Source organism: Paraburkholderia ginsengiterrae (assembly GCF_001645125.1).
GTDB classification, from domain to species: domain Bacteria; phylum Pseudomonadota; class Gammaproteobacteria; order Burkholderiales; family Burkholderiaceae; genus Paraburkholderia; species Paraburkholderia ginsengiterrae.
Genome location: NZ_LXKA01000221.1, coordinates 172,751 through 194,960, shown reverse-complemented (window position 1 = coordinate 194,960; position 22,210 = coordinate 172,751). Strand labels below are relative to the sequence as shown.

Sequence of the window (22,210 nt, the reverse complement as noted above, 5' to 3'; positions counted from 1 at the left end):
CAGTTCGCCGGGATGGCACCGCACCGCGTTTCCGATACTGCCTTCCTTCGTCGCAGCTGGTCAAGCAGCGTTTCCATGAGAAAACATCGAACTTGCTCTCGGAGACGGCTGGAAATGAGACACCTAGCTTCTCATCGAGTGATACGGACACGGAATCTGAAGTTGGGTAGGAGTGATGCGCCGAAGTCTTCTAGCGTCGGCTGGTCGACATGTTCGATAGGATTCGTCGGACTATAAATCTTCCGCGGCAAGGTACTGACAGGCTCACACGCGCCCGAGCAAGCGCCGCATTAATCGCAAGGCGTGCGCCCCGGCTCTTTCCCGAGCAACGGCTGCATATCAATCCGCCACGGCACTATCCAGCACCGTGCGCAAAATCATCGCCCCGGAGTTAAGCGGCACGGGACGGCAGGGACGCGGCTTGTAGATCGCATCGCCCGGCTGAATAGCGCGTCCACTCACGGCGCAAACGCCGGCCACGCGCGCACGGCTTGCGTGCCAGACCTGATCGCCGTAGGAACAGCGAGTCGGATCGCGCCAGATGACCGTCGCGGTGGTCCGGGACGGTCGGTCGATCACATGCACCTGGACTTCAAAGCGCTTTCCCATGACCGGCAGGTCGCAGTTCTTGCGGCCATTCTGGGAGACCGCCGCCGCCCGCTCGATGAAGCCCGACTCGGTATCGCCGGACAGGATGGACAGCAGACCGAGAGTTTGCATCCACGGATCGATGAAGTTTGCGTTCGCCAGCATGATTGCACTCCTGTTTCGGGCAAGGTTCTGTTTAGCGATCGGCATTCGCCTTTTTTCTCCAGCAAAACGGGGTCTCGCCAACCAGACGTTTGAACACCGTCGTAAAGTGAGCTTGCGAGCGGGAGCCGCAACTCAGTGCAACGTCGAGCACGTTGTGTCTCGACCCGGCGAGAAGATGTTGTGCGTGCTCGATCCGGCGCCGCACCAGGTATTCGTGGGGCCGCATGCCGGTCGCGCGACGGAACTGCGACGCGAAATGCATGCGGGTCAGCCCCGCGCTGCTGGCAATGTCCGCAAGCCCGATCGACTCGGACAGGTGCGCATCGACATATTCGATCGCGCGGCTGAGCCGCCATGACGGCAAGGCATTCGCTTCACGGGTCCGCCGCTTCGCCACCGCGAAGTGACGCGCGATCACGCGCGACACGATGGCGAGGCCGACGCCGTCCGTGAAGACCTGCCCGAGCGCGGCATCGTCGGATTGCGACACGGCAAGCGCCTGACCGAGACGTTCGAGCGCGGGGTCGCGCACGAGCTTCGGATCGTCGATGCGGATATCGCCCGCATGCGGGCGGCCGAAAATGTCCTCGAAGCATTCGCCCAGCACCTGCTGCGAAACGAAAAGATGCAGTACGTCGCCCTGCGACTCGAACACGGCACTGCACGGCACCCGCGGTTACGCGACCGCGCACAAGCGTCCTGCCGTCGTGAACGAACGTCAGTGACGTGCACCTCAGGTTCATTGCGATGCAGTGGAGCGCGGCGCTGCCCGGATTGACGACCTCCAGCGGCTGGGCATCGTTTCGGGTCCAGCGCGACACGAGGATAGGGTTTCGCTGCCGCGTGCCGGCGTTATCGTCGCCGGGAATGCGCCATTGATGCTCAACGGCGATCGGGCAGCCTCGGCCTCTCTGAATGGCGTGCGCGGCGGGCAAAGTCGATGAGCTGATCATGATCTGGTCATCCGATTGAGTGGTGAGACAGTGCCCGGCGGATCGAGCCCTGTGATGACTCCAAGGTATCGCACCGCAAGTACTACAACTAGCCCTACATACGGCTGGCCGCAGTGACCATTGGTTGGGCTGACTCATATCCAGGTTTATTCGCGTCACGAAGCATGCGGACAGCACGCCACCCGCCGGGACGCAGCGCCGCGCGGACCATGGCGCGTTGAGACGAATGGAAACGGTTCTTTTGCAGGAAACGGTGAGCAACCTATACGTAGGTATGGGAGCAATGCTCGCGCGTCGACCATGGCCTCTCTCACGCAGCGGGTTCAGCTACGCGAACTGCGTACCGGCGTCGCCGTACCTGGCGGCGGCTTGATGCCAAGCGCTTCCGCTTTCAGAACGAAGTCGGCAAGCGAACGTGCGCCCATCTTGCGCATCGCCTGGCCACGATGGATCTTGACGGTGATTTCGCTCAGCCCCAGTTCACCCGCAATCTGCTTGTTCATCAGCCCGGCCACGACAAAGGCCATCACTTCGCGCTCGCGCGTGGTCAACGATTCGTAGCAACGCCGCAGATCCGCGACCGACCGGTTGGCCTCGCGCCGCTCCTCGTCGCTCGCCAGCGCATGCGCGACGGCGTCCAGCATGTCCTGGTCACGAAACGGCTTGGCCAGAAAGTCCTTTGCTCCGGCCTTCATGGCTTTGACCGTCATCGCTATATCGCCGTGCGCGGTCATGAAAACAATCGGCAAACCAAGTTGACTCGCCGTGATCTGTTCCTGCACCGCGAGTCCGCTTTGGCCTTTGAGGCGAACGTCGAGGATCAGGCAGCTCGGCACGTCGGGCATGTCGTAAGCGAGGAATTCCTGCGCGGAACCGAAGGTTTCGACAGCGAGCCCGACCGAGCGCAGCAACATGCCGACGGCGTCGCGCATCGACTCGTCGTCATCCACGACGTAGACCATGGCATGGTCCACCTTGCTGTTGGCATCGCTATGCCCATCACTGCTCATGACATCTCCCTTTATCGACGGGCAGGATGAACTGCAGCATCGCGCCGCCGTCGTCCGGCGATTCGGCCCAGATCCGGCCGCCGTGCGCCTCAACGATTGAACGGCAGATCGACAGCCCCATACCCATGCCCTCGGCTTTGGTCGTAAAAAACGCATTAAACATACGGCCTCTGTCGTCCTCGCTGATCCCCGTACCCGAGTCCTGTACGATCACCTGCGCATGCGCGTCGTCGAACCAGCGCGTGACGATCCGCAGCCTGCGCGGTCCGTTCGCCGCGAGCATGGCCTGCGCGCTGTTCATGATCAGGTTGATCAGCACCTGCTGCAGTTGCACACGATCGCAGCACGCCGTGGGCGCCGGCACCGCAAAGTCGGTTTCGAGTTCGATGTCGTGGCGCTCGAGTTCGAATCGCACCAGTTCGATCGACTCGCTGCAGATGCCGTTCAGATTGGACGTTGCCGGAAGGCGGTCGTGCTTTCTGGCCATCGCACGAATGCGCTGGATGACTTCGTCCGCGCGCTTCGCGTCGCGGATCATCTGCGTGACGGATTGCGCCGCTTCGTCGATCTCCGGTGCGGGACGGTTCAGCCAGCGTAGCGCGGCGCCGCCGCACGTCACAATGGCCGCGATCGGCTGCGTCACCTCGTGCGCCACCGAAGCAGCCAGTTCGCCGAGCGTGGTGATACGCGTGACATGAGCCAGTTCCGCAGTGGACCGAGCGAGCGCTTCCTGAGCGAGATTGAGCAGTTCGACCTGCTCGTGCAGCATGGCCGTCGCGGCCAGGTTTCTCAACGCCAGCATCGACGTGGTGGCGATCGCCAGCAGGCTCACCAGGCAGCGCGCAATCGCGCCACCGGAATAAGCGTCATAGTGCGACATCACGAAGCCGAGCAACGTCAGCGCCACGCAGCCCCACGCCGCGCCGATCGTGGCCGGGCGGTAGCCGGCCGAAGCGACCAGCAGCACCACCACCACGTAGAACACGCCTGCCGCGATTTCAAGGGAAGTTAGCGCATCGATCACGAACACGGCGAGCGCGATCACGACGGCAAGCGTCGACACGACACTGACGTCGGGACGCACCGTGGGGGACGCGCGCCGGCAATTCTTCATGGCGGGCGGATCAATAGGCCGCCATCCGGCAATCAACCGGAACGGAACAGACAGAGATGGGCATAGGCGATTGACGCGGCGTTCGTTGGCGAATACCGGAAGCCTGTCCATCTGGATGACAGCAAGGATCGCTGTCAGGGCGCATGACACTCAGACCTACCGGTGACCGATAGCTTTCAAGCTGAGTGCGATCATGCGCGAGCCCACGTCAAACGCGGTACTTATTTTTCCTTAATCATTCCAAAAGCACAGCTGCGCGGCGGCCACCGGCGGCCGCGCAAGCGCTTGCGTCAATGCTTGCCGTAGTCCTGACGCGCCACGGGGACGGTGCGGACCTTGGTATATTGAAACGCCGGAATCGACTTGACCACGTCGCGCGTGGCGCCGGCCCACACCAGCTTGCCGTCTACGTAATCCAGTTGCGACAGGGGAATCGCGACGTCATGCTGGGACACGCCGAGAAACTGATGAGCCGCCACGATCGCGAACGATGCGGCGTTATCCGGCGCGATGATGATGTCGTGCAGCACCCCTACTTTCTCGCCGCTGTCGTTAAAGATGCTCTTGCCAAGCAGGCTCTTCTTCACACTCCAGCCCTGGACGATGAGTGCCGACTCCTCCACGGTGACGCCGAGGGTCTGCGTGCCCGCGACCTGTGCGCTTGCCGACTGGCACGCCACACCAAACACGGACGCAGCCAGAAATACCCATGCCCACTTTGCTTTCATGATTCTTTTCTCCGGGAAATACGTTGACTTAAATAAATTCATGCAACACGGTGGCGGCACCCGCGGTGCAGCGAGCCCATGTCGCGCTGAGCGCTATTGTGAACCGGTTGCGTCCGCTGAGTTTTCGAATTCGCACGGTATCGGCGTTCGCGTGCTTACATTGCACCACCTTGTGCGCCGCTGCAAGATCAATGGCCATGCTGCGGCTTCAGCGTCACCGTGCAGGTCATCCCCATCGCGAGCTTGACGCCGGCGGGAATCCGGTCCAGATGAATCCGCACCGGCACACGCTGCGCGAGCCGCACCCACGTGAAGATCGGGTTGACGTCCGCCAGCAGATCGCCGTTGCTGGTCGGGTTGTCCCGATCGGCAATGCCGCTCGCGAGGCTGTCGACATGCCCCTGAATGTCTTTGCCGCCCGAGAGCAGCCGCACGACCGCCTGATCGCCGACATGCACGTCCGGCAGCTTGGTCTCTTCGAAATAGCCATACACCCAGAAGGAATGCGAGTCGATCAGCGCCATGCGCGCGACGCCCGCGGTCGCGAAATCGCCGGGATACAGATTCAGGTTGGTGATGTAGCCATCCGTCGGCGCGCGCACTTCGCTGCGCGCCAGATTCAGCAGCGCGGTTTCCCGCTCGACCACGGCCGCCTTGTATAGGGCTTCTGCCGCGCTATAGGCCGCGACGTCCGCGGAATAGGCGGATTCGGACTGGCGCGCGAGCGACGCGGAATCCTGCCGGCTCTCATCCGAGATCACATCGCCCGCGAGATTGGCGCGGCGCGCCGCCTGCGCGCGCTTCATCGCGAAGCTGGTTTCGCTGGCGGTCATTTGCGCTTTGGCCTGGGCCATCTGCGCCTGAGCCCGTTGAAGATCCGCATCGGCTTGAGCGACGGCATAGTGGAAGCGGGCCGGATCGAGGACGAACAGAACATCGCCCTGCCGCACCAGCTGGTTGTCCTTCACACGCACTTCGCTGACCAGCCCTGATACATCGGTGGCGACCTGCACGACCTTCGCGCGGACCCGGCCGTCGCGGGTCCACGGCGAAAACATATAGTCCAGCCACAGTAAGCGAACCAGCACCACCGCCACCACCAGGAGGGTCAGCGTAAAAACGGCGCGCAGGATGGATTGCGTTTTCATCTTCGTTACCGGGCGTGAGCTGTCTGTGAATTCATGGGAACCTGGGTTGTCGAACGTTCAATACAGCAGCAGTAGCGAGGCGCCACTGAACAGTGCGGCGAACAGCGCGATCCGGAACAGGCCAGGATGCCATGCAAAGTGATAGACACCGAGTCTGGCCAGCACCAGATCGAGGACGACGAACAGCAGCACGCACCCGGCGAGAACCGGCAGCAGTCCGGGCACGAGCAGTGAAAACAGGTCAATCTCGCCCGGCATGATCGGCTCCTTGTGCCGCGTGATCGGGCAGCGTCGATGCGAAACCGCCACCCAGCTCCTTCATCAGGAGAGCCCACGAATCGAGGCGTTGCGCCTGGATCTTCGCGAGACTTTCCTGCTGCAGCAATTGTTCGTTCTGCGCCGCCAGCACGTTCAGGAATTCCGTGATGCCACTGCGGTATCCCGTATCAGCGAGCCGGAACGATGCGCGTGCCGAATCGAGCGTTTTTTCAACCGACGCCTGCTGCTGTGCGAGCGAGCGCAGCGACACGGCTTGCACCGCGACGGCCTGCATCGCATTCACCACGCTCTGGTTGTACGCATCGACGGCGGCGTCGCGGGACGAAACGGCCACGCCGTAACTGCCGCGCCGGCGCCCGCCGTCGAAAATCGGCAGCGAAATCGCCGCGCCCACGCCGTGCCCCATGCCGTTGCTGTTCACGAAGTTGAGGAAGCCGCCGAACGTCGCGGCGGATCCCAGCGATGCGGTCGCCAGCAAGTTGATGTCCGGATAGAAATCCGCATGCGCGACGTCGATACCCTTATCCGCTGCGAGCACGCGCCAGCGCTGCGCGACCACATCCGGCCGGTGGCCGATCAGGTCGGCCGGCAGCGACGCCGGCAAGTTCACCGGCACATTCAAAGGCAGATGTGGACGGTTTAGCGCGTCGCCATAGCCCGGTCCTTTGCCGGCCAGAGCGGCGATGCCAATGCGGATCAGCGCGAGTTGCTGCTCCGCCTGCTGCACCCTCGTGGTGCTCGTTTCGAACTGGGTTGACGCCTGGCTGACCTCAAGACGGCTGCCGACACCCGCGCGCCAGCGGCGCGTCGCGATATCCAGCGTGCGTCGCTGTTCATCCTGGACAGCGTGGTAGACATCGAGCAATGCGTATTGCAGCGCCAGTTGCACGTAACCGCGCACCATCGCCGTCTGAAGTTCAATCTCCGCGAAGCGCGCATCCGCGGCGGCCGCATGCACGTTGTCGAGCGCGCCTTCGCGAAGCGCACGCGTCCTGCCCCACAAATCCAGATCGTAGGTCAGGTCGGCCTCGACGTTGTTGCTCCATACCGTCGTGCCGCCCGGCGGCGCCGGCGTCGTGTAGCGCGCGTAGCGTCTGCGCTCGAACGCGCTGCCCGCATTGAGTTGCGGCCATTCCGCGGCGCCTGCGATCTGCGCCTGGAAGCTTGCCTCGTCGATACGTTCCTGCACTGCGCGCAAGCCGGGGTTGCCGGCGGTGGCGTCCTGAACCAGCGTGTCCAGTTGCGGGTCGCCCCACTGACGCCACCATCCGTCAGCCGGCCATTGCGCATCCTGTTGAGTGGCGCGCAACGCCGTGCCCGGATCGAGCGTCGCCGGATCGATCATCGACGCTTGCGTGCGAATGCCTCCGCTAGTGATGCATCCGCCCAGCAAAAGCGCGCACGCGAGCGCGGCGGCCGCTGCTGGACCAGCAGCAAGAGCGCTCTGGTGATGCCGTTTCATGCCGGCTGCCTCGCGCTTTGCCACAGCGACAACGTCTCGTCCTGCAGCGCCAGATCGGTGAAGTGCAGCAACGCCCGCATCCGGCAATGCGTGAGCATCGCCGTGTCAACCTCCGCATGTTGCGCGAACGGCAGCACATCCAATGCCCTTCGCGTCGCGACCCGCGCCGCATCGGCCGCCTGCGGCGTGACGGCGGCGAATACATCGGCTAGCGCGGCCAGCCAGGCAGTCTGCGTATCCAGCCACTCCTCCGGCAATCGCTCGCCTAGTTGCTCGGTGTCCAGCCGTATCTGGATCATCGCGCGGCCGATCTCCAGTGCCGCGAACGCCCAGCCGATCAGATGATTGCGGTCCACTCTCGCATCGGCCGGCGCCGACGCGATCTGCAGGATGAAGTCACGCAGACTCAATTCGAACGTGTAGAGCAGATCGTCGAGGTCGCCGTCCTGCGCGCTTTGCGAGACCAGCGTGCGAATCTGTTGCAGGTATTGAGCCGAGATCCAGTCGCCCGCGCGCGGCACGAGGATCGAAAACGCGGCGGCCGCCGCCGCGATGCCGGCCAGCAGCGCAAACCCTGTGTCGAGATAAGCGCTCGGGTTGTAGACGGTCGGATTCGATATGCCGACGATAAAGCAGAGATAGATGTTGAAGCCGAGCCCGAAAATGGACGTCTTCGCAAACGTATTCACATAGCTGCCGATCATCACGAAGATCGCAATCGACGCGGCGAGCAGCACGAAACCATCGAGGCGCGGCAGCAGAAAAAAGTTGAACGCGAAACCGGCCAGCCAGCCGGCGAGACAACCGCAGAATATCTGCCGGCTCGCCGCGACGGGGTTGGGCACGAGTGCAAAGAGCGCGCTCGTAATCGCCACCGCGACGATCGCACTCGATCCGCCCACCCAGCCCGACGCGATCCATGCCGACCCGACCAGCAGCACCGCTACCGCCGCGCGCGTGCCGGCGATGAGCGCGGCCATGCGATTGGCCGTGGCGCGCGTTCTGCCGATGCCGCGAATCGCGTGAATCACCGAACGCGACCACGGCAACCGGTCGACGGCGCGCGCATCGATATAGCTTCTGCAGTACTGCCGAAGATCTGCAATCGAAAAGAACAGCGCGGAGCCCGTGGTCGCCACGAACTGCCGCTGCTGCGGAGGCAAATCCGCGAGTGAATGGAGCAGCCTGCCCAGATGCGCGGGCAGTGACTGCTCGAAAGCGTCGAGCGCGTGCGCGAGTGTCTCGACCTGCTCGAGCGTGATCGGCTCCGGCTGCCCTTCGCCCGGCACTATGGCGATTAGCGCGCCGATCAGCTCACCGACAGCGGCGAGTGCGCGCGGATGGGCCTCCGCTTCCACGCGCGCCTTCAATTGATGCAGGGCGTGAATCCACGCAACCGTGTCGAGAAAACTCCTGTCGAGATCGAGAAAGACATGGTGGTGCAGGCGTATCGACGGATCCTCGAATACGGCCCCGCTACGCAGGCTTTGCACGCCGGCGCGCTCGCGAATCAGATCGAGAAACGTGTCGAAGGCGGCAACGGCCGTGGCGCGCCCCAGCATCTCGTGCACCGCGCTCAACAGGTTCGTGAAGTTTCTGCGGCTCGACGCGTAGAGCGCGGGCGTGACGGGCTGCGGAAACACCACCGCGCTGACCACGCTCGCGCACACCACGCCGACCACCACTTCACTCACGGTAAACACGACGTTATCGAAAACGCCATACGGATTCGACCAGGCCGGCATCGCCGTGATGGCCGTGCCGTATCCCGTCAAAACGAAGCCGTACGACTGGAAATTGCGGTAGTACGCTGCGCCAAATACGCACACGCCGATCCACGCGGCCAGCGCGATGAAGAACAGCAACGGCTGTTGCGGAAACAGCGCGATCAGCACGACGCCGGCGATACTGCCGCATACCATGCCCAGTCCGCGGTAAAAACCGCGCGCGATCACCATGCCGCTTTGCTGGTGCATCATGACGATGACGACCGACACCATGGCCGTGGCCGGCGTGCGAAGCTCGAGCCGCATGCATAGCCCCATCGCGAGGCTCAGCGCGGCGGCCACCTTGGCGATATGCACGAAGCGCGGGCCGTCATCCTTCCAATATGTCTTCAGCTCGTCCAGCCATCGCGGCAAGGCTGGGCTGTCCGTCAGCAAAGTCATAGGCTACTCGTCCGTTCTGCGTGCGGCCGGCGCAAACAGGGCCGGGCTACGTCGACGCGCTCATCGCCGCTTCCGTTGACGATCGCCCGCATGCAACCCGCTTAAGCTATTCGAGTGTCGGATAAATGTCCTGAATGGATCTGAAAACACCTGAAGAGGGAGTGTGGAGGGCCGCTGTGGGGGGTAGTTTCAATTGGGCTTTGGTCGTTTAGGTTTGAAGCTTGGGTAGCGGCAAAGGGTGTTGCCTAGCCGTGGAGCTACGCCCGGCAAAGTAGAAAAATCGTCGGGCGAGGTCTAGAAGGCATCTTCCGGCGGTTCTTGCGGGGTGATATGGGTGGATCCGACGCCATTACTGTTGGTGGCGAAGTCGCTGGGGCTCTTCCTTTGCAACGACCGGGAACCGCAACGCTGTTGGCGCCCGGCGTGTTTTCTACCGACTGCCGTCTGTGACACTGCGCTGTGCATCGCGATTCGCAATTGCCCCCGGCTACCGTCCGCTGCGGTAGCGCAATTCATCATACAAAAATGAGTGGGACGTCGTTCCTTGCCCCACATAAATATCGCACACGATTAAATCTCGCACGCTTGACATTGTCTTCCGCCTCCTGCACTATTAATCGCATACGATTGAATCGTATAAGATTAATATGCCGTAACCCCGTGTCCATCAAGGAAACCATCATGAGCAAGATCGAAAAAGTCTTCTTCTCGGGCAAGACCCACACCACCGTCAACCACGCCCCCAGCGTCCAGCAGCGCGGCATTGCCTGAAGCGAACTACAGTTTCGCGGCCAATCAAGGTGGTGATTGTTTGAGGCTTGCCGGGTCGCCGCCTGGATGGCAGGTTCAGGTGGGAAATCACCAGGTTTCTTGACAACGGCATTGCATCCCTTCTGCACTTGTATTTAGTTTGACTAATTATTGATAGGAGTTTGTATGTTAGACGATATCCTTCCTCAGGTGCCTTCGCGCCGTCGTTTCATTGGCGTGGCGGCGGCGTCCGTTGCTGCGGCCTCATTGAGTCAGCTCGCTTTTGCGGAAACGAGTCAATCCATTGCTGAAGTTGCACCACCGACGGGCAGTGACAAGACCGCAATTCGTCCACTTCGTGTGCATGTGCCGGAATCGCAACTCGTCGAATTGCGACGGCGCGTGAAGGCGACAAGGTGGCCGGAGCGTGAAACGGTCACTGACGCGTCGCAAGGCGTGCAGCTCGCGACAATGCAGAAACTCGCGCGATACTGGTCGACCGACTATGACTGGCGCAAGGTCGAAGCGCGGCTGAACGCGCTTCCGCAGTTCGTGACCGAGATCGATGGGCTGGACATTCATTTCATCCACGTTCGTTCGAAGCATCAGAACGCGTTGCCCATCATCGTCACGCATGGATGGCCGGGCTCGATCATTGAGCAGTTGAAGATCATCGATCCGCTGACCAACCCGACAGCTCATGGTGGGAGTTCATCGGACGCTTTCGACGTCGTAATTCCGTCGCTGCCCGGCTACGGCTTCTCAGGCAAGCCAACCACAACCGGCTGGGATCCTGCTCGCATCGCACGCGCGTGGGTTGTTCTGATGCAGCGTCTCGGATACAACCGATATGTTGCGCAAGGTGGCGATTGGGGCAACGCTGTCACGGAACAGATGGCGCTCATTACGCCACCGGGACTGCTCGGCATTCACACCAACATGCCGGCGACTGTACCGGACAACGTTGCACATGCGCTCAAGTTCGGCGACCCGGCTCCCGCCGGCCTCTCTCCCGACGAGAAGCACGCGTTTGATCAGCTCGACTTTTTCTACAAGCACGGTCTCGGCTATGCGCAGGAGATGGCGGGCCGGCCGCAGACGCTGTATGGAATCGAAGATTCGCCTATCGGCCTCGCGTCGTGGATGCTCGACCACGATGCGGCCAGCCTCGCGCTCATTACGCGCGTGTTTGACGGGCAACCTGAGGGTCTTTCGCGGGACGACGTCCTTGACAACGTCACGCTCTACTGGCTGACCAACACTGGGGTCTCGTCGGCCCGCCTGTACTGGGAGAACAAGCTCAACTTCTTTGCCCCGAAGCACGTCGCCATTCCCGTTGCCGTCAGCGTCTTTCCGGACGAACTGTACGCCGCCCCGCGGAGCTGGGCAGAGCAGGCATACCCCAAACTGATTCATTACAATCGCCTCCCGAAAGGCGGACACTTTGCGGCCTGGGAGCAGCCGCAAGTTTTCTCGGAAGAGATTCGCGCGAGCTTCCAGTCGATGCGTTGATATCAAAGATGCTGATGATGTCATCCGGGTCGATCTGTAGTCCGTAGCAGACCTTATCGACTCCGGGTCACCCACGATATAAATCAGCCTCTGGGCCGCGTGAAGCGCGCGATGCTGCGCAGAGCCCGTCTCAAGCAGCAAAGGTGGACCAGACGGCCGCGTGTGCGCGATGCGGCCGTCATTGAGCGATGTCGTGAGTAATGCGCCTGCTTAAGTCTCAACGGATATTCTCGCCTGCGGTGCGATGGACCGCTCAGTGTCGAGCGCGCGCTAGTCCATCTGTCACACCGATATAGCGACCAACATCGCGCTATTCAGGTATTGCGCGACATGGCAGGTCATGTTGACGCGCGCCAACCATCAATCGCCGCCGGGTTTCAGCGATCGAAAAACCATGCAGCCGGCCCCAAGCGCAATTAGCGCCAGTGCGATGGCAAATGCAGTGGCACCGGCTGCCAAGCCCAAAAAGTCGATCGCGTAGCCGGTCATGACGGGCAGCAGCCCCGCTGGCAGATAGCCGCCGATGTTCATGACGGCAATGGCTTCGGCCCTGCGCGTGTCCGTCACATGCAGACCGATGAGTGTCAAGCCGCCCAACTGCCCGAGGCCTTGCGCTACCCCCGCGAACAGCGCAGCGGCCACCAGTACGGATGCCGACAGCAAATGCACCGCGGCACATAGCGCACACATCGACAGCACGGTCGCCGTCGTACCTGCCACGAACAACGCAAGCACTGACCAACGCCGCACGGCGAACTGAACTCCCGTTGCAGCGAGAAACATCGCGCACGCCATGCCGCCGGCAAGCAACGGGCTGCGAACTTCGAGCAGACGGGCGAGTAACGAAGGCCCCAAAGCAAGCACAAACGATGTTGCAGTAATGCCAGGCCCGAAAACGCCGATACCGGTCGCGACGTGCCGTCGATTCATCGCCGGGACCGACGGCAAATGCAGACGCGCGGCATTGCCAGTTGCCCTTGCTGGCCGGCCAAGGGGCAACCGCCACGCAATGACGAGAGCACTCAGCAGCACGAGGAATTCGATACCGAAAACCAGCGCTACCGGATGCGCGACTGTTTGCGCGGCGCCGCCGGCCAGCAACGGCCCGAGGCCCGCGCCGAGAACCATCGCTACCGATGCGAGCAGCGCCGCCTGACGTCGACGCTCACTACCGCCGAGGTCCGCCACGGACGCCATTCCTGCCGACACGATGACACCGACCGCGATACCCGTCAGCAGCCGGGCAACGGCAAGCGTTGCAATGGACGTTGCGCTTGCGAACAACGCACATGCGACCAGCGCCACCAGGATACCCGGCAGAAGAACCGGCTTGCGGCCGTAACGATCCGATAGCTGTCCGGCGACCGACAGCGTGCCCAGTAGTCCAAGGATGTAAAGGGCAAAGATGACCGTCAAGGTGCCGGATGAAAAACCGAGCGTGCGTTGCCAGACCACATACAGCGGCGTCCGGGAATTGGACAGCATGAACACCGAGGTGACCGTCCATGCGGCGCACCACATGTCGGGGGAAATGCGCGCGGACGCGCGGCTGGATTGCACTGCGGCAGTGTCGCTCATGGTGACTTTCCTTGTACGAGTTTTTTCGTACTATAGCTTAGTTCGAAAAAACTCGTACTGTGATAAAGTCGTGAACATGAAACGCACCACCTACCATGGCCTGGCCGCTGCAGTACCTGCCAACCTTCCCGATCCGCTGCCGGAACCGGCAGTGTCCGATTTGCGTCTGGATGCGATATTCAGTGCACTGGCCGACCCGTTGCGCCTGACGATCGTCCGCCGGTTGTTGCTGGAATCCGAGGCGTACGACCACCCGTGCAGCTGGTTCGGTTTCAATCGTGCGAAATCGTCATTGACCCATCACTTCAAAGCGCTGCGTGAAGCGGGCGTGATTCGTCAGCGTCAATATGGACTCGAGCGACGCAGCCGCGTGCGAACCGAGGATCTTGATTCGCGATTCCCGGGACTGCTGCAACTGGTGACCGCATGGGACCCGCCTGGCAACGAACAGGGCTGAGTCCGCCCGTGTCGTCTATTGGCGGATCGATGGCTTTGTCGCACACGTTGCTCGAATGGTCGCAGTTCGAACTGGCTAGGCAGCTAGCATTTCGAACAGCCGCTTTTGGGAGGCCCGAACGTCTCTTCAGGGGCGACCAGAGCCGGTCGTCGTCAGGCTCAGTTCGGCCAGGAAGAGTCATTCGGCGCGACCACCGTTTGGACATTCGTGCGACTGCTTCGCTCGGTCAACGGCCCTTCGACCACTGATGAGATACGTCGCGTCGTCGGCCTCAGCCGACGGTCGTGGGTCGAACCGGATATGCCGGCTTTCTGCGGCTCACCGGTCGTTCGTCAAGGGCCACCGGCGAACGACCGCTACCGAGTTCAATGAATGGGTAGTTTCGACCAGGAAGCGACCCTCAACCTTCGCAACAGCGGTCGTTCGCAGGTTCGGTTTCTTCGGTTAACCGGATTTCGACAAGGTGGCGATCCAGCCGACCTGCTGTATCCCTAACTTGAAACTGTCGGCGACAGTGGGCAGAAGCGCTTGATTGAAATACACGTTGGCGACTGTCAGCCCAGAAACGATGGCCATTGCCAGCACCGCCACTGGTGCCAACTCCGTCGAGTCATTTTGCAGTCGCATGGTCATGCTTGCGCCGCGAGATTCAACGAACGCCTCAACGAGCTACCTGCAAGCTCGAACAAACGACGGGCTCCAGGCGTCACGCCCAGCATGTGGATGCAGGCATGCACCATGCCGTCCAAACGATGACACTCCGTGGCAACGCCAGCCTCGGCGAGACGACGGGCATAGGCTTCACCCTCATCGCGAAGCGGGTCGTATTCGCAAACCAGGATCGTGGCGGAAGGGAGATTTGACAGGCTTGCCGCTCTGAGTGGGGACGCCCACGGCGAGTCACCATCCGCCTTGTCGTTCAGATAGGCGGACCAGCAAAACTCCATCGTACTGCGGGTCAGGAAGTAGCCCGTGGCAAACTCGCGATAGGACGTTGACGACATCGACGAATCCAATGGCGGATACAGCAGCAGTTGGTGCGCAACGGCCGGGCCGCTCGCGTCATCCCGCGCACGCAACGTCGCCGCCGCAGCCAGGTTGGCACCCGAGCTATCGCCACCCGCCACCAGGCGGGTGCGGTCTATCCCCAACTCGTCCGCATGACTCGCGGCCCAGCACAAGGCCGTGTAGTAGTCGTGCAGGGGAAACGGAAACTTGTTTTCGGGTGCCAGTCGATAATCAACTGACAGGACGACACAGCCCGTGGCGTGAGCCAACGCCCTGCAAGGGTTGTCGTACAGATCGAGCGAGCATCGGAACCAACCGCCGCCATGTGCGTAGACGATGGCTGGCAAGGGCGCGGAATTCGACGTGACCGGTGTATAGGCGCGAATCTGGATCGGATGGTCGTCGCTGCTCAGAACGCTATAAGTTCGAACGTCGGCGATGGATTCCAGCGGACCATGCAAGAGCCGCAATTGCACTTCGCCGGCGGTACGCAGGGCATCCAGTGAGGCGGTGGCCCCGCCCACAGGCGGAAGTTTGGCGAGGAAGTCGGCGATGAGAGGATCAAGCTCCATGTTCAGGCCCTCGGTTCAGCGGAAACCACGGAGGCGAACACATCCTTGGCTGTTTGCATTGCCAGCAAAGCCGCCGGCATACCGGCGGCAAAACCGACCTGAATGAATGTCTCGACGATGGCCTCCTGGGTAAGCCCGGAGCGCAGGGCTGCTCCCACATGCAGTCGTAATGGGCCTTGGCCGGTAGCTCCAAGTGCTGCGCAGGCCGCAAGAACTACCAGTTCGCGTTCACGCAGGCTCAATGCTGGCCTGCTGTAGACATCTGCGAATTCCCATTCCATGACGTGGCGCGCGAAATCTGGCGATACGTCAGCCAACGCATCCAGGAATGTCTTGGCGGGCAGGCCGAACACATGCTCGAAGGTGGCACATCCTCGTTCAAAGCGGCTGCCAACGGGAGGTGTCGATGGATGTTCAGGAGATAAATTTCGGGACATGCTATGCTCCATAGACTGCACAGTGCAGTGCATATTGATTGCACTGTACTGTGCAGTGCAGTCCCCGTCAATAGGAGTCGAGCTTGAAGAAGTCCGTTGCCCCCCCTCCCGTGCTACGTGTCCCACCCACACAGGAGGCGGTCCTCGATGCCGCTGTCGCGTCTTTCCTCACGCGCGGCTACGGCGGCACAAGCATCGATCTGGTAGCACGCGATGCAGGAGTTGCCCGCCGGACGATCTACAACCAGTTCAAGAGCAAGGAAGCCTTATTCGAGGCGGCGGTCCGGCAGGTCTGGAGCGACTTTCCGGTGCTGGAAATCACCCAGGATATAGCTGCGTTATCCAATCCCGAACATGGATTGAGGCTGCTCGGACAAGCTGTTGCCGATTTCTGGGCGCCGCCGGAGACCGTTGCCCTACTACGTATGGTGATTGCAGAGGGGACGATCTTTCCGGACCTGGCCCAGCGCTTCATGGCTGCTGGTAAAGAACCCGCAATGAAGGCTTTGGTGACATATCTTGAGACATGCGCCCATCGGGGTACATTGACCTTCAGTGATGCGGTGCGCGTGGCCAAACAATTCCTGGGTTTGATCAATGAACCCCTATTGTGGCTGCGTGTCGTCGGCGCCGAAGCAGGAGCGCCTGGTCCAGCCGAACGCAAACGAGTGGTACAAGAGGCGGTTTCCGTGATCTTAAGTGCATACGCAAAGCGCCCGAAGTAACAGAAAACGGGTCTACGGCTGCGGCCTCAGTTGCCGTCCAATCTCCCACGACACTCTACCTCCGCGCACCGGGCGGCGAGCCGCTGGCCCAGCCGCTGTTCGATCACCGGCTTCCACGGCACCAATGAGAAGCCCATTCCGTCATCGAGCATCTCGTAGCGACCGCAGGCGAGCATGACGCCGCGCCGATATTCGCGACGAACTGCTGATCGTGCTTGGCACATCGACGTCCGAAGCGGCGCTGCCGCAACTGATGGACAAGCTCGAACGGCTCGGTTGCCCGCGTGGTGTCGTGGGGCTCGTTGTGCCGACCGGGTATTCGTTCAACCTCGATGGCAGCAACATCTACATGACACTGGCCGTGTTGTTTCTCGCGCAGGCAACCAACACGCACCTGACGCTCGCGCAGGAAGTCACGCTCCTGCTCGTGACCATGCTGACTTCCAAAGGTTAGACGGGAGTCACGGGCGCAGGCTTTATCACACTCGCTGCGAGCCTGTCTGTCGTGCCGACCGTGCCGGTCAGCGCGATGGTGCTGATCCTCGGCATCGATCGCTTCATGTCCGAGTGCCGCGCGCTGACGAACATCGTCGGCAACGGCGTGGGGGCGATTGCCGTGTCGGCCTGGGAAGGCGGTCTGGAGCGGATGAAGCTTGCAGCAGCGTTGCGCGCTGCTGGCGGCGAGGCCGTCGGCGTTGACGGACAATCACCGGATACGCACGGAACGACTGCTGCACCTCAAAAGCCGCCGCTTACCGCGCGCTAGCTTTAACGGCAGGAGAGGGTCAGCTAGGGAAGTTCGGCCTAGGCCCGCTGTCGCAGCCTGCATCGCGGCCCTCTTAGTTCCAGATTCGGCCCAGAACGGTCGTTCAACCGTGCGCTCAGGCCGACTCGGCTAGTCGGCAAAGCCAAATGCGCGCGCGATTACCCGCAACTGGTGTCAAGCGATCGGGCAACCCGAAAGCCAAGATCATCGATTGCAAATGTCGGATGGCTACGCCGCCGATTCGTAGCAAGGCAGCCTCTTTCAGCATCAGCCCAACCACCGCCACGAAACACGCGATACGAACCATAGACTTCCGGGTCGTATTGATCGGTGCACCACTCCCAAACGTTGCCTAGCGTATCGAAAAGCCCCCAGTCATTTGCTTGCTTCTGACCTATCTCATGCGTGTGGCCCCCGGAGTTTTCCCTATACCAGGCTATATCGCCGAGTTCACCGTATCTCGGGCCATTTGTTCCGGCGCGGCATGCGTACTCCCATTCAGCTTCGGTGGGCAGGCGATAGCCGTTGCCCTCTGGAACAAGAGAAGCTCCCGTTTCATCACCATGAAATTCATAACACTCGAGAAGGCCGGCAGCCTTCGATAGCATGTTGCAGAATCGGGCGGCATCAATCCAGGATACGTTCACTACTGGACATTGCGCGGCGACATAGGGTGATGGCGATTGTCCGGTTACTGCAGCATATTGCGCCTGAGTGACGGGATAGCGGCCGATCGCAAAGCGCGGCAGTTTGACGGACCACGTACGGCCTATTCTATCGTCCCTCAATGCAATGGTTCCCGCGGGAACGTGTAGCGTTTGTACATCGAGTGTTTCGGAGGGAAGTTCCATTTTCTCCATGACGATGAAGGCAGCTTACAGTGGCAAATGGCTCCAATTGTAGTGTCTCACGACGCTGGCCTCGCATTGACGCAAATGCCATGGCCGGGTAGCGAAACGCGCCAATAGCACCGTCGTCCAGAAATTCAGGCGTCGGTTCCACCCAGGAACCGACCATTCGACCTCCCAATGGTGGCGCATTACAGTTCTCTCCGTATCCAGACTGACAAATGGGCCGCTTAGCCAAACGTGAACGTATACGCCTGCACGCCCGGATCGAGAAAGTGGATCTCGAACGTGCGATCCGCAATTGGGCCCTGCTGACGAACTAACTGATAGAGCCGATGGCCAGTCACCACGCCGTTGCCGTCGGCATCGACGTCAGCACCGTGGTTCGCGCCGGGCGCCGCGCCATCGACGGTCACGCGAAACCGCACCGGCCGGCCATCCGCCGATGGGCCGAGCACCAGGTGCAAGTCGCGTGCATGAAACCGGTAGACGATGTCGCCTCCCGCGCGATCGAGGTCGGCATGCTCGGCGCCGAGCGTCCAAGTCCCCGCGAGCGCCCACTGATTCAGCTTCAGCGCACGACCCGCGTAGAGGTGCGGTTGGTTGACGACCAAATCGCCCGCCGACGCGAATCCCTGCGCGCGTGCGTACCCGAGGTAGGTCTCCGGCGACTGCAACTCGCCGAATGCGGGCGGCGCTTCGGCGCCCTTGCCGGTGTCGGCAACGAACCCGCCCGGCAGGTTCTTCGCGCCCGCCTCGGTCAGCAGCTCGCGAATGACCTGCTCGGATTCCGCGTAGTTACCCTCGCCGAACTGGTGATAGCGAATGCGACCTCGTGCATCGATGAAGTAATTGGCCGGCCAGGAATCGTTGCTGAACGCATTCCAGATCGCGTGGTCGTTGTCGATCGCGACCGGGTAGTCGATCTTCAGGTCGCTCACTGCGTGGCGCACGTTTCCGGTGTCTTTTTCGAACCCGAACTCGGGCGCGTGCACGCCGATCACGACGAGGCCCGCCGAGCGGTACTTGTCGGCCCAGGCCTTCAGGTACGGCAGCATGCGCAGGGAATTGATGCACGAGTAGGTCCAGAAGTCGACGATCACGACCTTGCCGCGCAGATCGGCAGCCGTGAGCGGGGGCGAATTGAGCCATTGCACGGCGCCGTCGAGCGGGGGCAGCGTGCCTTCCACGGTCAGCGCGCTGCGCGCCGAGACCTTCATCAAAAACGACGATGCTTCCTGCTTCGCCAGCGTTGCCGCGTCTTCAACTTTGGCGGCGGCCAACGCCGGGAAATTGCGGTCCAGCATTCCCTGTTTGATCCCACCATCGCCGTCGGCAAAGGCCGCGACGGAGGTGGAAAGCAGCAGGGTTGCGAGGATGAAACGGTTAAGCCGGGCAGTTATTTTCATGATCGCTTTCCATAACAAGTGAGGGAGCCACACCCTGTGCGCACGGGCGCGAATGGCAAAAAATCGCGGGCAAGGCCAGGAATTGGCGCAGATAGCAGCGCTTGCCGACCTTCCAGCGCTTGCCGACCTTCCAGCGCTGGCAACCACCGCGATGGCAATGTGATCGCACGAGCCATTGGCGACAATCCTTAACGCAAAGCCGACTCGGTGTTGATGTAGTAAAACGCGCGGATGTATCTCGCTTGTTTCCATGAACGAGGGTTTTTGCAAGCGCATGTATCAACGCGCCCAGCGGATACATGGCGGCACAAAGAGGAATCGCCTAAATATTTACGTGGCCTGACGCAAAACGCTTGACCTTCCCACGGCAGGAAGGTCTAGCTTGTCGGGATGCGGGACGCACTCGCGCATCTCGCGCGGCATTGCGCGAGGGATCGTCGGCCTTCCTGCCCCATTCTCGATGAACTGGGCCGGGGTGACGGGCGGAAGCTCGCGCGTCGCGAGTCGAGTCTGCTGGAAAGGTCAGCATCGGGAGTGGACGACCGAGCAAACTCGTGAAACCTGGGCATAGACACTAAACGGGAGCGCAAGATCGTGAAGTGGGCTGTAAAACTGGCGCTGTACTTTCTGGTTGCGTGGCTGCCTCTGGCAGGGTTCGCCGCGCAGGCGCCGCTTTGCTCTCACGTTTCGTCCCCGATCCCGGCCTCGCACATGGCTGGGCAGCTCGCGGCGACCCCCATCGCTGATTTTTGGGTAAACTAGCGGCGCCACATCTGCTGCCATGAAACTATTCCGGACTTTCATCCTCCTGTTGCTCTGCGCTGTGCTGCCCATCAGTGGGCTGGCAGCCAGCGGCTTGACCGGAGAATGTCCGATGCAGATGAGCATGAATGCTGACAACGGCAGCGAGATGTCGTCGGCGATGCCTGGGTGCGAGATGATGAAATCGTCCCAACCGGTTAAAGCCAAAGGCTTGTTCTGCAAGGCGACAGCGCAATGTCAGCTCGGCAGCCTGTATCACCCCGTGCCGCGCATTGAGGTAAGCCGTCCCGCCGGGCTGACCAGCCCGCTTGTATTCCACTACGCACAGTCGCTCGCCGTCCGTGAACCGGCCGGCCTCTGGCGCCCCCCTCGCACACTCTGATCCCTTGCTGACAGGTTCGCCGCACTCGCGGCGAGGTCGTCCTGCGTCCAGGACGTGGATTCCCTATGGGACTCCGTCATTGGGGTTAGAACATGTTTTCCACTATTGACGCGCCGTCACGTCGGCGTGCGCCGTTGTGCGCGCGTCCACTTCTTGCGGTACTGATTCGCGCGAGCGCCTCTGCTTACGCCCAGCAAGCGCCCGTTACGCTCGACGCAGCACTGCAGGCTGCCACCGACCACTCCGCCGCCATGGGGGCGGCGCAAGCATCGGTACGCGCCAGCTCTGAAGCGTCCGTCCGAGCCGGGCAACTGCCCGACCCGACCCTCAAGGCTGGCATCGACAATCTGCCCGTGAACGGGCAGCAGAAATTCACCATCGGCCAGGATTTCATGACGATGCGCCGCATCGGCATCGAGCAGGAATGGGTGTCGGGTGAAAAGCGCCGACTTCGGTCCGAACTGGCGAATAACGTCGTCGACCGCGAGCGGGCGGGCTACCTGGCCCAGCTTGCGAACACCCGCCAGCAGACCGCCACCGCGTGGCTGAAGGCAATCTATGCAAAGAAGGCCGTCTCCCTGCAGCAGGAACTCGTTCACCATATGACCCATGAGCTGGACGCAACGAAAGCGTCCTACCGCGGGGCAAAGGCGACTGCCGCCGACGTCACGCAGGCTCAGGCGATGCTCGCGCAGACGCAGGACCAGATGCTCAAGGCACAAGAGACTTTGCAGACCGCGCTCATCGGCCTGTCACGATGGACAGCAACGCCTGTCTCCGACGTGTCTGGCGAGCCACCCTCGCCACAGTCCTATGTGTCATCTTTGCCGCCCGAGGAACTGCGTGAAGTGCAGCCGACCCTCGTCGCAGCCTCGCGAGACATCGAGGTTGCCGATGCCGATACGGCTGTCGCGAACAGTAACCGCAGCCCCAACTGGACATGGGAGATCGCCTATCAGCAACGCGGCGGCGCCTATTCGAACATGGTGTCGATTGGCGTCAGCATTCCGCTGCCCATCAATCGCAAGGACCGCCAGGACCGGGACACCTCGGAGAAAGCGGAGCTCGCCACCAAGGCGCGATTGATGTACGAAGACGCGCGGCGCCAGGTGGAAGCCGACATTCGCAGCCAGTCCGCCACCCTCGCGAGCGGTCGCGAGCGCATTGCCAATCTTTCCAATTCGCTGCTCCCGGCTGCAGATCAGCGCGCGCAACTTGCGGCTGCCTCGTACCGGGCCGGCACCGGCTCGCTCGCCGATACCTTTGCTGCAAGGCGCGCGCAACTTGACGCTGAACTTCAGGTGCTGGACCTGCAGCGCGATGTGTCCCAGACCTGGGCCCAGCTCGAATACCAGGTCGTGCCATCTTCTATGTCCGTGGGTCAGTGAA

Annotated in this window: 19 protein-coding genes and 4 pseudogenes; 6 read left to right on the top strand and 17 right to left on the bottom strand. The window is 61.7% G+C overall.

What is annotated here, in order from left to right; translation table 11 throughout:
• Window positions 1-339: 339 nt before the first annotated feature.
• The 10 genes and pseudogenes from A6V37_RS17405 to A6V37_RS17365 form a co-directional block, all read right to left on the bottom strand.
• Complete coding sequence (locus tag A6V37_RS17405; RefSeq protein ID WP_064270473.1) at window positions 340-753, bottom strand: DUF3331 domain-containing protein; 414 nt, start codon at window positions 751-753, stop codon at window positions 340-342.
• Between the two features lie 31 nt (window positions 754-784).
• A pseudogene (locus tag A6V37_RS17400) lies at window positions 785-1,706 on the bottom strand (helix-turn-helix domain-containing protein).
• 323 nt (window positions 1,707-2,029) lie between these two features.
• Complete coding sequence (locus tag A6V37_RS17395) at window positions 2,030-2,716, bottom strand: response regulator transcription factor (protein ID WP_064270472.1); 687 nt, start codon at window positions 2,714-2,716, stop codon at window positions 2,030-2,032.
• Entirely contained in the window at window positions 2,706-3,830 is a 1,125-nt protein-coding gene (locus A6V37_RS17390) for a sensor histidine kinase (protein WP_064286158.1), read from the bottom strand. Before A6V37_RS17390 ends, A6V37_RS17395 begins: the two co-directional genes overlap by 11 nt.
• 290 nt (window positions 3,831-4,120) lie before the next feature.
• A complete protein-coding gene (locus tag A6V37_RS17385; RefSeq protein WP_064270470.1) occupies window positions 4,121-4,558 on the bottom strand; it encodes a PRC-barrel domain-containing protein in 438 nt (145 codons plus the stop codon).
• Between the two features lie 28 nt (window positions 4,559-4,586).
• Window positions 4,587-4,757: a hypothetical protein gene (locus tag A6V37_RS40770; RefSeq protein WP_157447883.1), complete on the bottom strand. Its 171-nt coding sequence runs from the start codon at window positions 4,755-4,757 to the stop codon at window positions 4,587-4,589.
• Window positions 4,747-5,706: an HlyD family secretion protein gene (locus A6V37_RS17380; protein ID WP_064286157.1), complete on the bottom strand. Its 960-nt coding sequence runs from the start codon at window positions 5,704-5,706 to the stop codon at window positions 4,747-4,749. The genes A6V37_RS40770 and A6V37_RS17380 overlap by 11 nt, the downstream gene beginning before the upstream one ends.
• Before the next feature lie 57 nt (window positions 5,707-5,763).
• Window positions 5,764-5,964 (bottom strand): DUF1656 domain-containing protein, encoded by a 201-nt coding sequence (locus A6V37_RS17375; RefSeq protein ID WP_064270468.1) that lies wholly within the window; start codon window positions 5,962-5,964, stop codon window positions 5,764-5,766.
• Complete coding sequence (locus A6V37_RS17370; RefSeq protein ID WP_064270655.1) at window positions 5,948-7,447, bottom strand: efflux transporter outer membrane subunit; 1,500 nt, start codon at window positions 7,445-7,447, stop codon at window positions 5,948-5,950. The genes A6V37_RS17375 and A6V37_RS17370 overlap by 17 nt, the downstream gene beginning before the upstream one ends.
• The gene (locus A6V37_RS17365; RefSeq protein WP_064286156.1) at window positions 7,444-9,615 is read right to left on the bottom strand and encodes an FUSC family protein; all 2,172 of its coding nucleotides are present in this window, start codon (window positions 9,613-9,615) and stop codon (window positions 7,444-7,446) included. Before A6V37_RS17365 ends, A6V37_RS17370 begins: the two co-directional genes overlap by 4 nt.
• A 936-nt stretch (window positions 9,616-10,551) precedes the next feature.
• Here A6V37_RS17365 and A6V37_RS17360 point away from each other — a divergent pair.
• Window positions 10,552-11,877, top strand: coding sequence for an epoxide hydrolase family protein (locus A6V37_RS17360; protein WP_064270466.1), 1,326 nt, complete (start codon window positions 10,552-10,554; stop codon window positions 11,875-11,877).
• 360 nt (window positions 11,878-12,237) lie between these two features.
• On the opposite strand, the gene A6V37_RS17355 is transcribed toward A6V37_RS17360, so the two are convergent.
• Window positions 12,238-13,455, bottom strand: coding sequence for an MFS transporter (locus tag A6V37_RS17355; RefSeq protein ID WP_064270465.1), 1,218 nt, complete (start codon window positions 13,453-13,455; stop codon window positions 12,238-12,240).
• Between A6V37_RS17355 and A6V37_RS17350 the strand changes: the two genes are divergently transcribed.
• Window positions 13,454-13,912: an ArsR/SmtB family transcription factor gene (locus tag A6V37_RS17350; protein ID WP_207547662.1), complete on the top strand. Its 459-nt coding sequence runs from the start codon at window positions 13,454-13,456 to the stop codon at window positions 13,910-13,912. The genes A6V37_RS17355 and A6V37_RS17350 overlap by 2 nt on opposite strands.
• Window positions 13,913-14,356: 444 nt before the next feature.
• Here A6V37_RS17350 and A6V37_RS17345 read toward each other — a convergent pair whose 3' ends face one another.
• Genes A6V37_RS17345 through A6V37_RS17335 form a run of 3 tightly spaced genes read right to left on the bottom strand, consistent with a single transcriptional unit; the run spans window position 14,357 to window position 15,929 of the window.
• Window positions 14,357-14,545 (bottom strand): hypothetical protein, encoded by a 189-nt coding sequence (locus A6V37_RS17345; protein ID WP_064270463.1) that lies wholly within the window; start codon window positions 14,543-14,545, stop codon window positions 14,357-14,359.
• Window positions 14,542-15,492 (bottom strand): alpha/beta hydrolase, encoded by a 951-nt coding sequence (locus A6V37_RS17340; RefSeq protein ID WP_064270462.1) that lies wholly within the window; start codon window positions 15,490-15,492, stop codon window positions 14,542-14,544. The genes A6V37_RS17345 and A6V37_RS17340 overlap by 4 nt, the downstream gene beginning before the upstream one ends.
• A gap of 2 nt (window positions 15,493-15,494) precedes the next feature.
• Window positions 15,495-15,929, bottom strand: coding sequence for a carboxymuconolactone decarboxylase family protein (locus A6V37_RS17335; protein WP_064270461.1), 435 nt, complete (start codon window positions 15,927-15,929; stop codon window positions 15,495-15,497).
• 83 nt (window positions 15,930-16,012) lie between these two features.
• Between A6V37_RS17335 and A6V37_RS17330 the strand changes: the two genes are divergently transcribed.
• Window positions 16,013-16,654, top strand: coding sequence for a TetR/AcrR family transcriptional regulator (locus A6V37_RS17330; RefSeq protein WP_064270460.1), 642 nt, complete (start codon window positions 16,013-16,015; stop codon window positions 16,652-16,654).
• A gap of 12 nt (window positions 16,655-16,666) precedes the next feature.
• On the opposite strand, the pseudogene A6V37_RS39245 reads toward A6V37_RS17330, so the two are convergent.
• Window positions 16,667-16,845, bottom strand: a pseudogene (locus tag A6V37_RS39245) (DUF3363 domain-containing protein); the annotation flags it as partial.
• On the opposite strand from A6V37_RS39245, the pseudogene A6V37_RS17325 reads away from it, so the two are divergent.
• Window positions 16,839-17,420, top strand: a pseudogene (locus A6V37_RS17325) (cation:dicarboxylate symporter family transporter); the annotation flags it as partial. The pseudogenes A6V37_RS39245 and A6V37_RS17325 sit on opposite strands and share 7 nt — an antisense overlap.
• Before the next feature lie 158 nt (window positions 17,421-17,578).
• Here A6V37_RS17325 and A6V37_RS39240 read toward each other — a convergent pair.
• Both A6V37_RS39240 and A6V37_RS17320 read right to left on the bottom strand, forming a co-directional pair.
• Window positions 17,579-18,271 carry a formylglycine-generating enzyme family protein gene (locus tag A6V37_RS39240; RefSeq protein ID WP_075643519.1) on the bottom strand — a complete coding sequence of 231 codons (693 nt, stop codon included), beginning with the start codon at window positions 18,269-18,271 and terminating at the stop codon, window positions 17,579-17,581.
• Window positions 18,272-18,498: 227 nt separating this feature from the next.
• Window positions 18,499-19,554 (bottom strand): annotated as a pseudogene (locus A6V37_RS17320) (thioredoxin family protein); the annotation flags it as partial.
• Between the two features lie 904 nt (window positions 19,555-20,458).
• Between A6V37_RS17320 and A6V37_RS17315 the strand changes: the two are divergent.
• Window positions 20,459-20,821, top strand: coding sequence for a hypothetical protein (locus A6V37_RS17315; protein ID WP_064270458.1), 363 nt, complete (start codon window positions 20,459-20,461; stop codon window positions 20,819-20,821).
• A 92-nt stretch (window positions 20,822-20,913) separates the two neighbouring features.
• Complete coding sequence (locus A6V37_RS17310; protein WP_064270457.1) at window positions 20,914-22,209, top strand: TolC family protein; 1,296 nt, start codon at window positions 20,914-20,916, stop codon at window positions 22,207-22,209.
• The last annotated feature ends 1 nt before the right edge of the window (window position 22,210 follow it).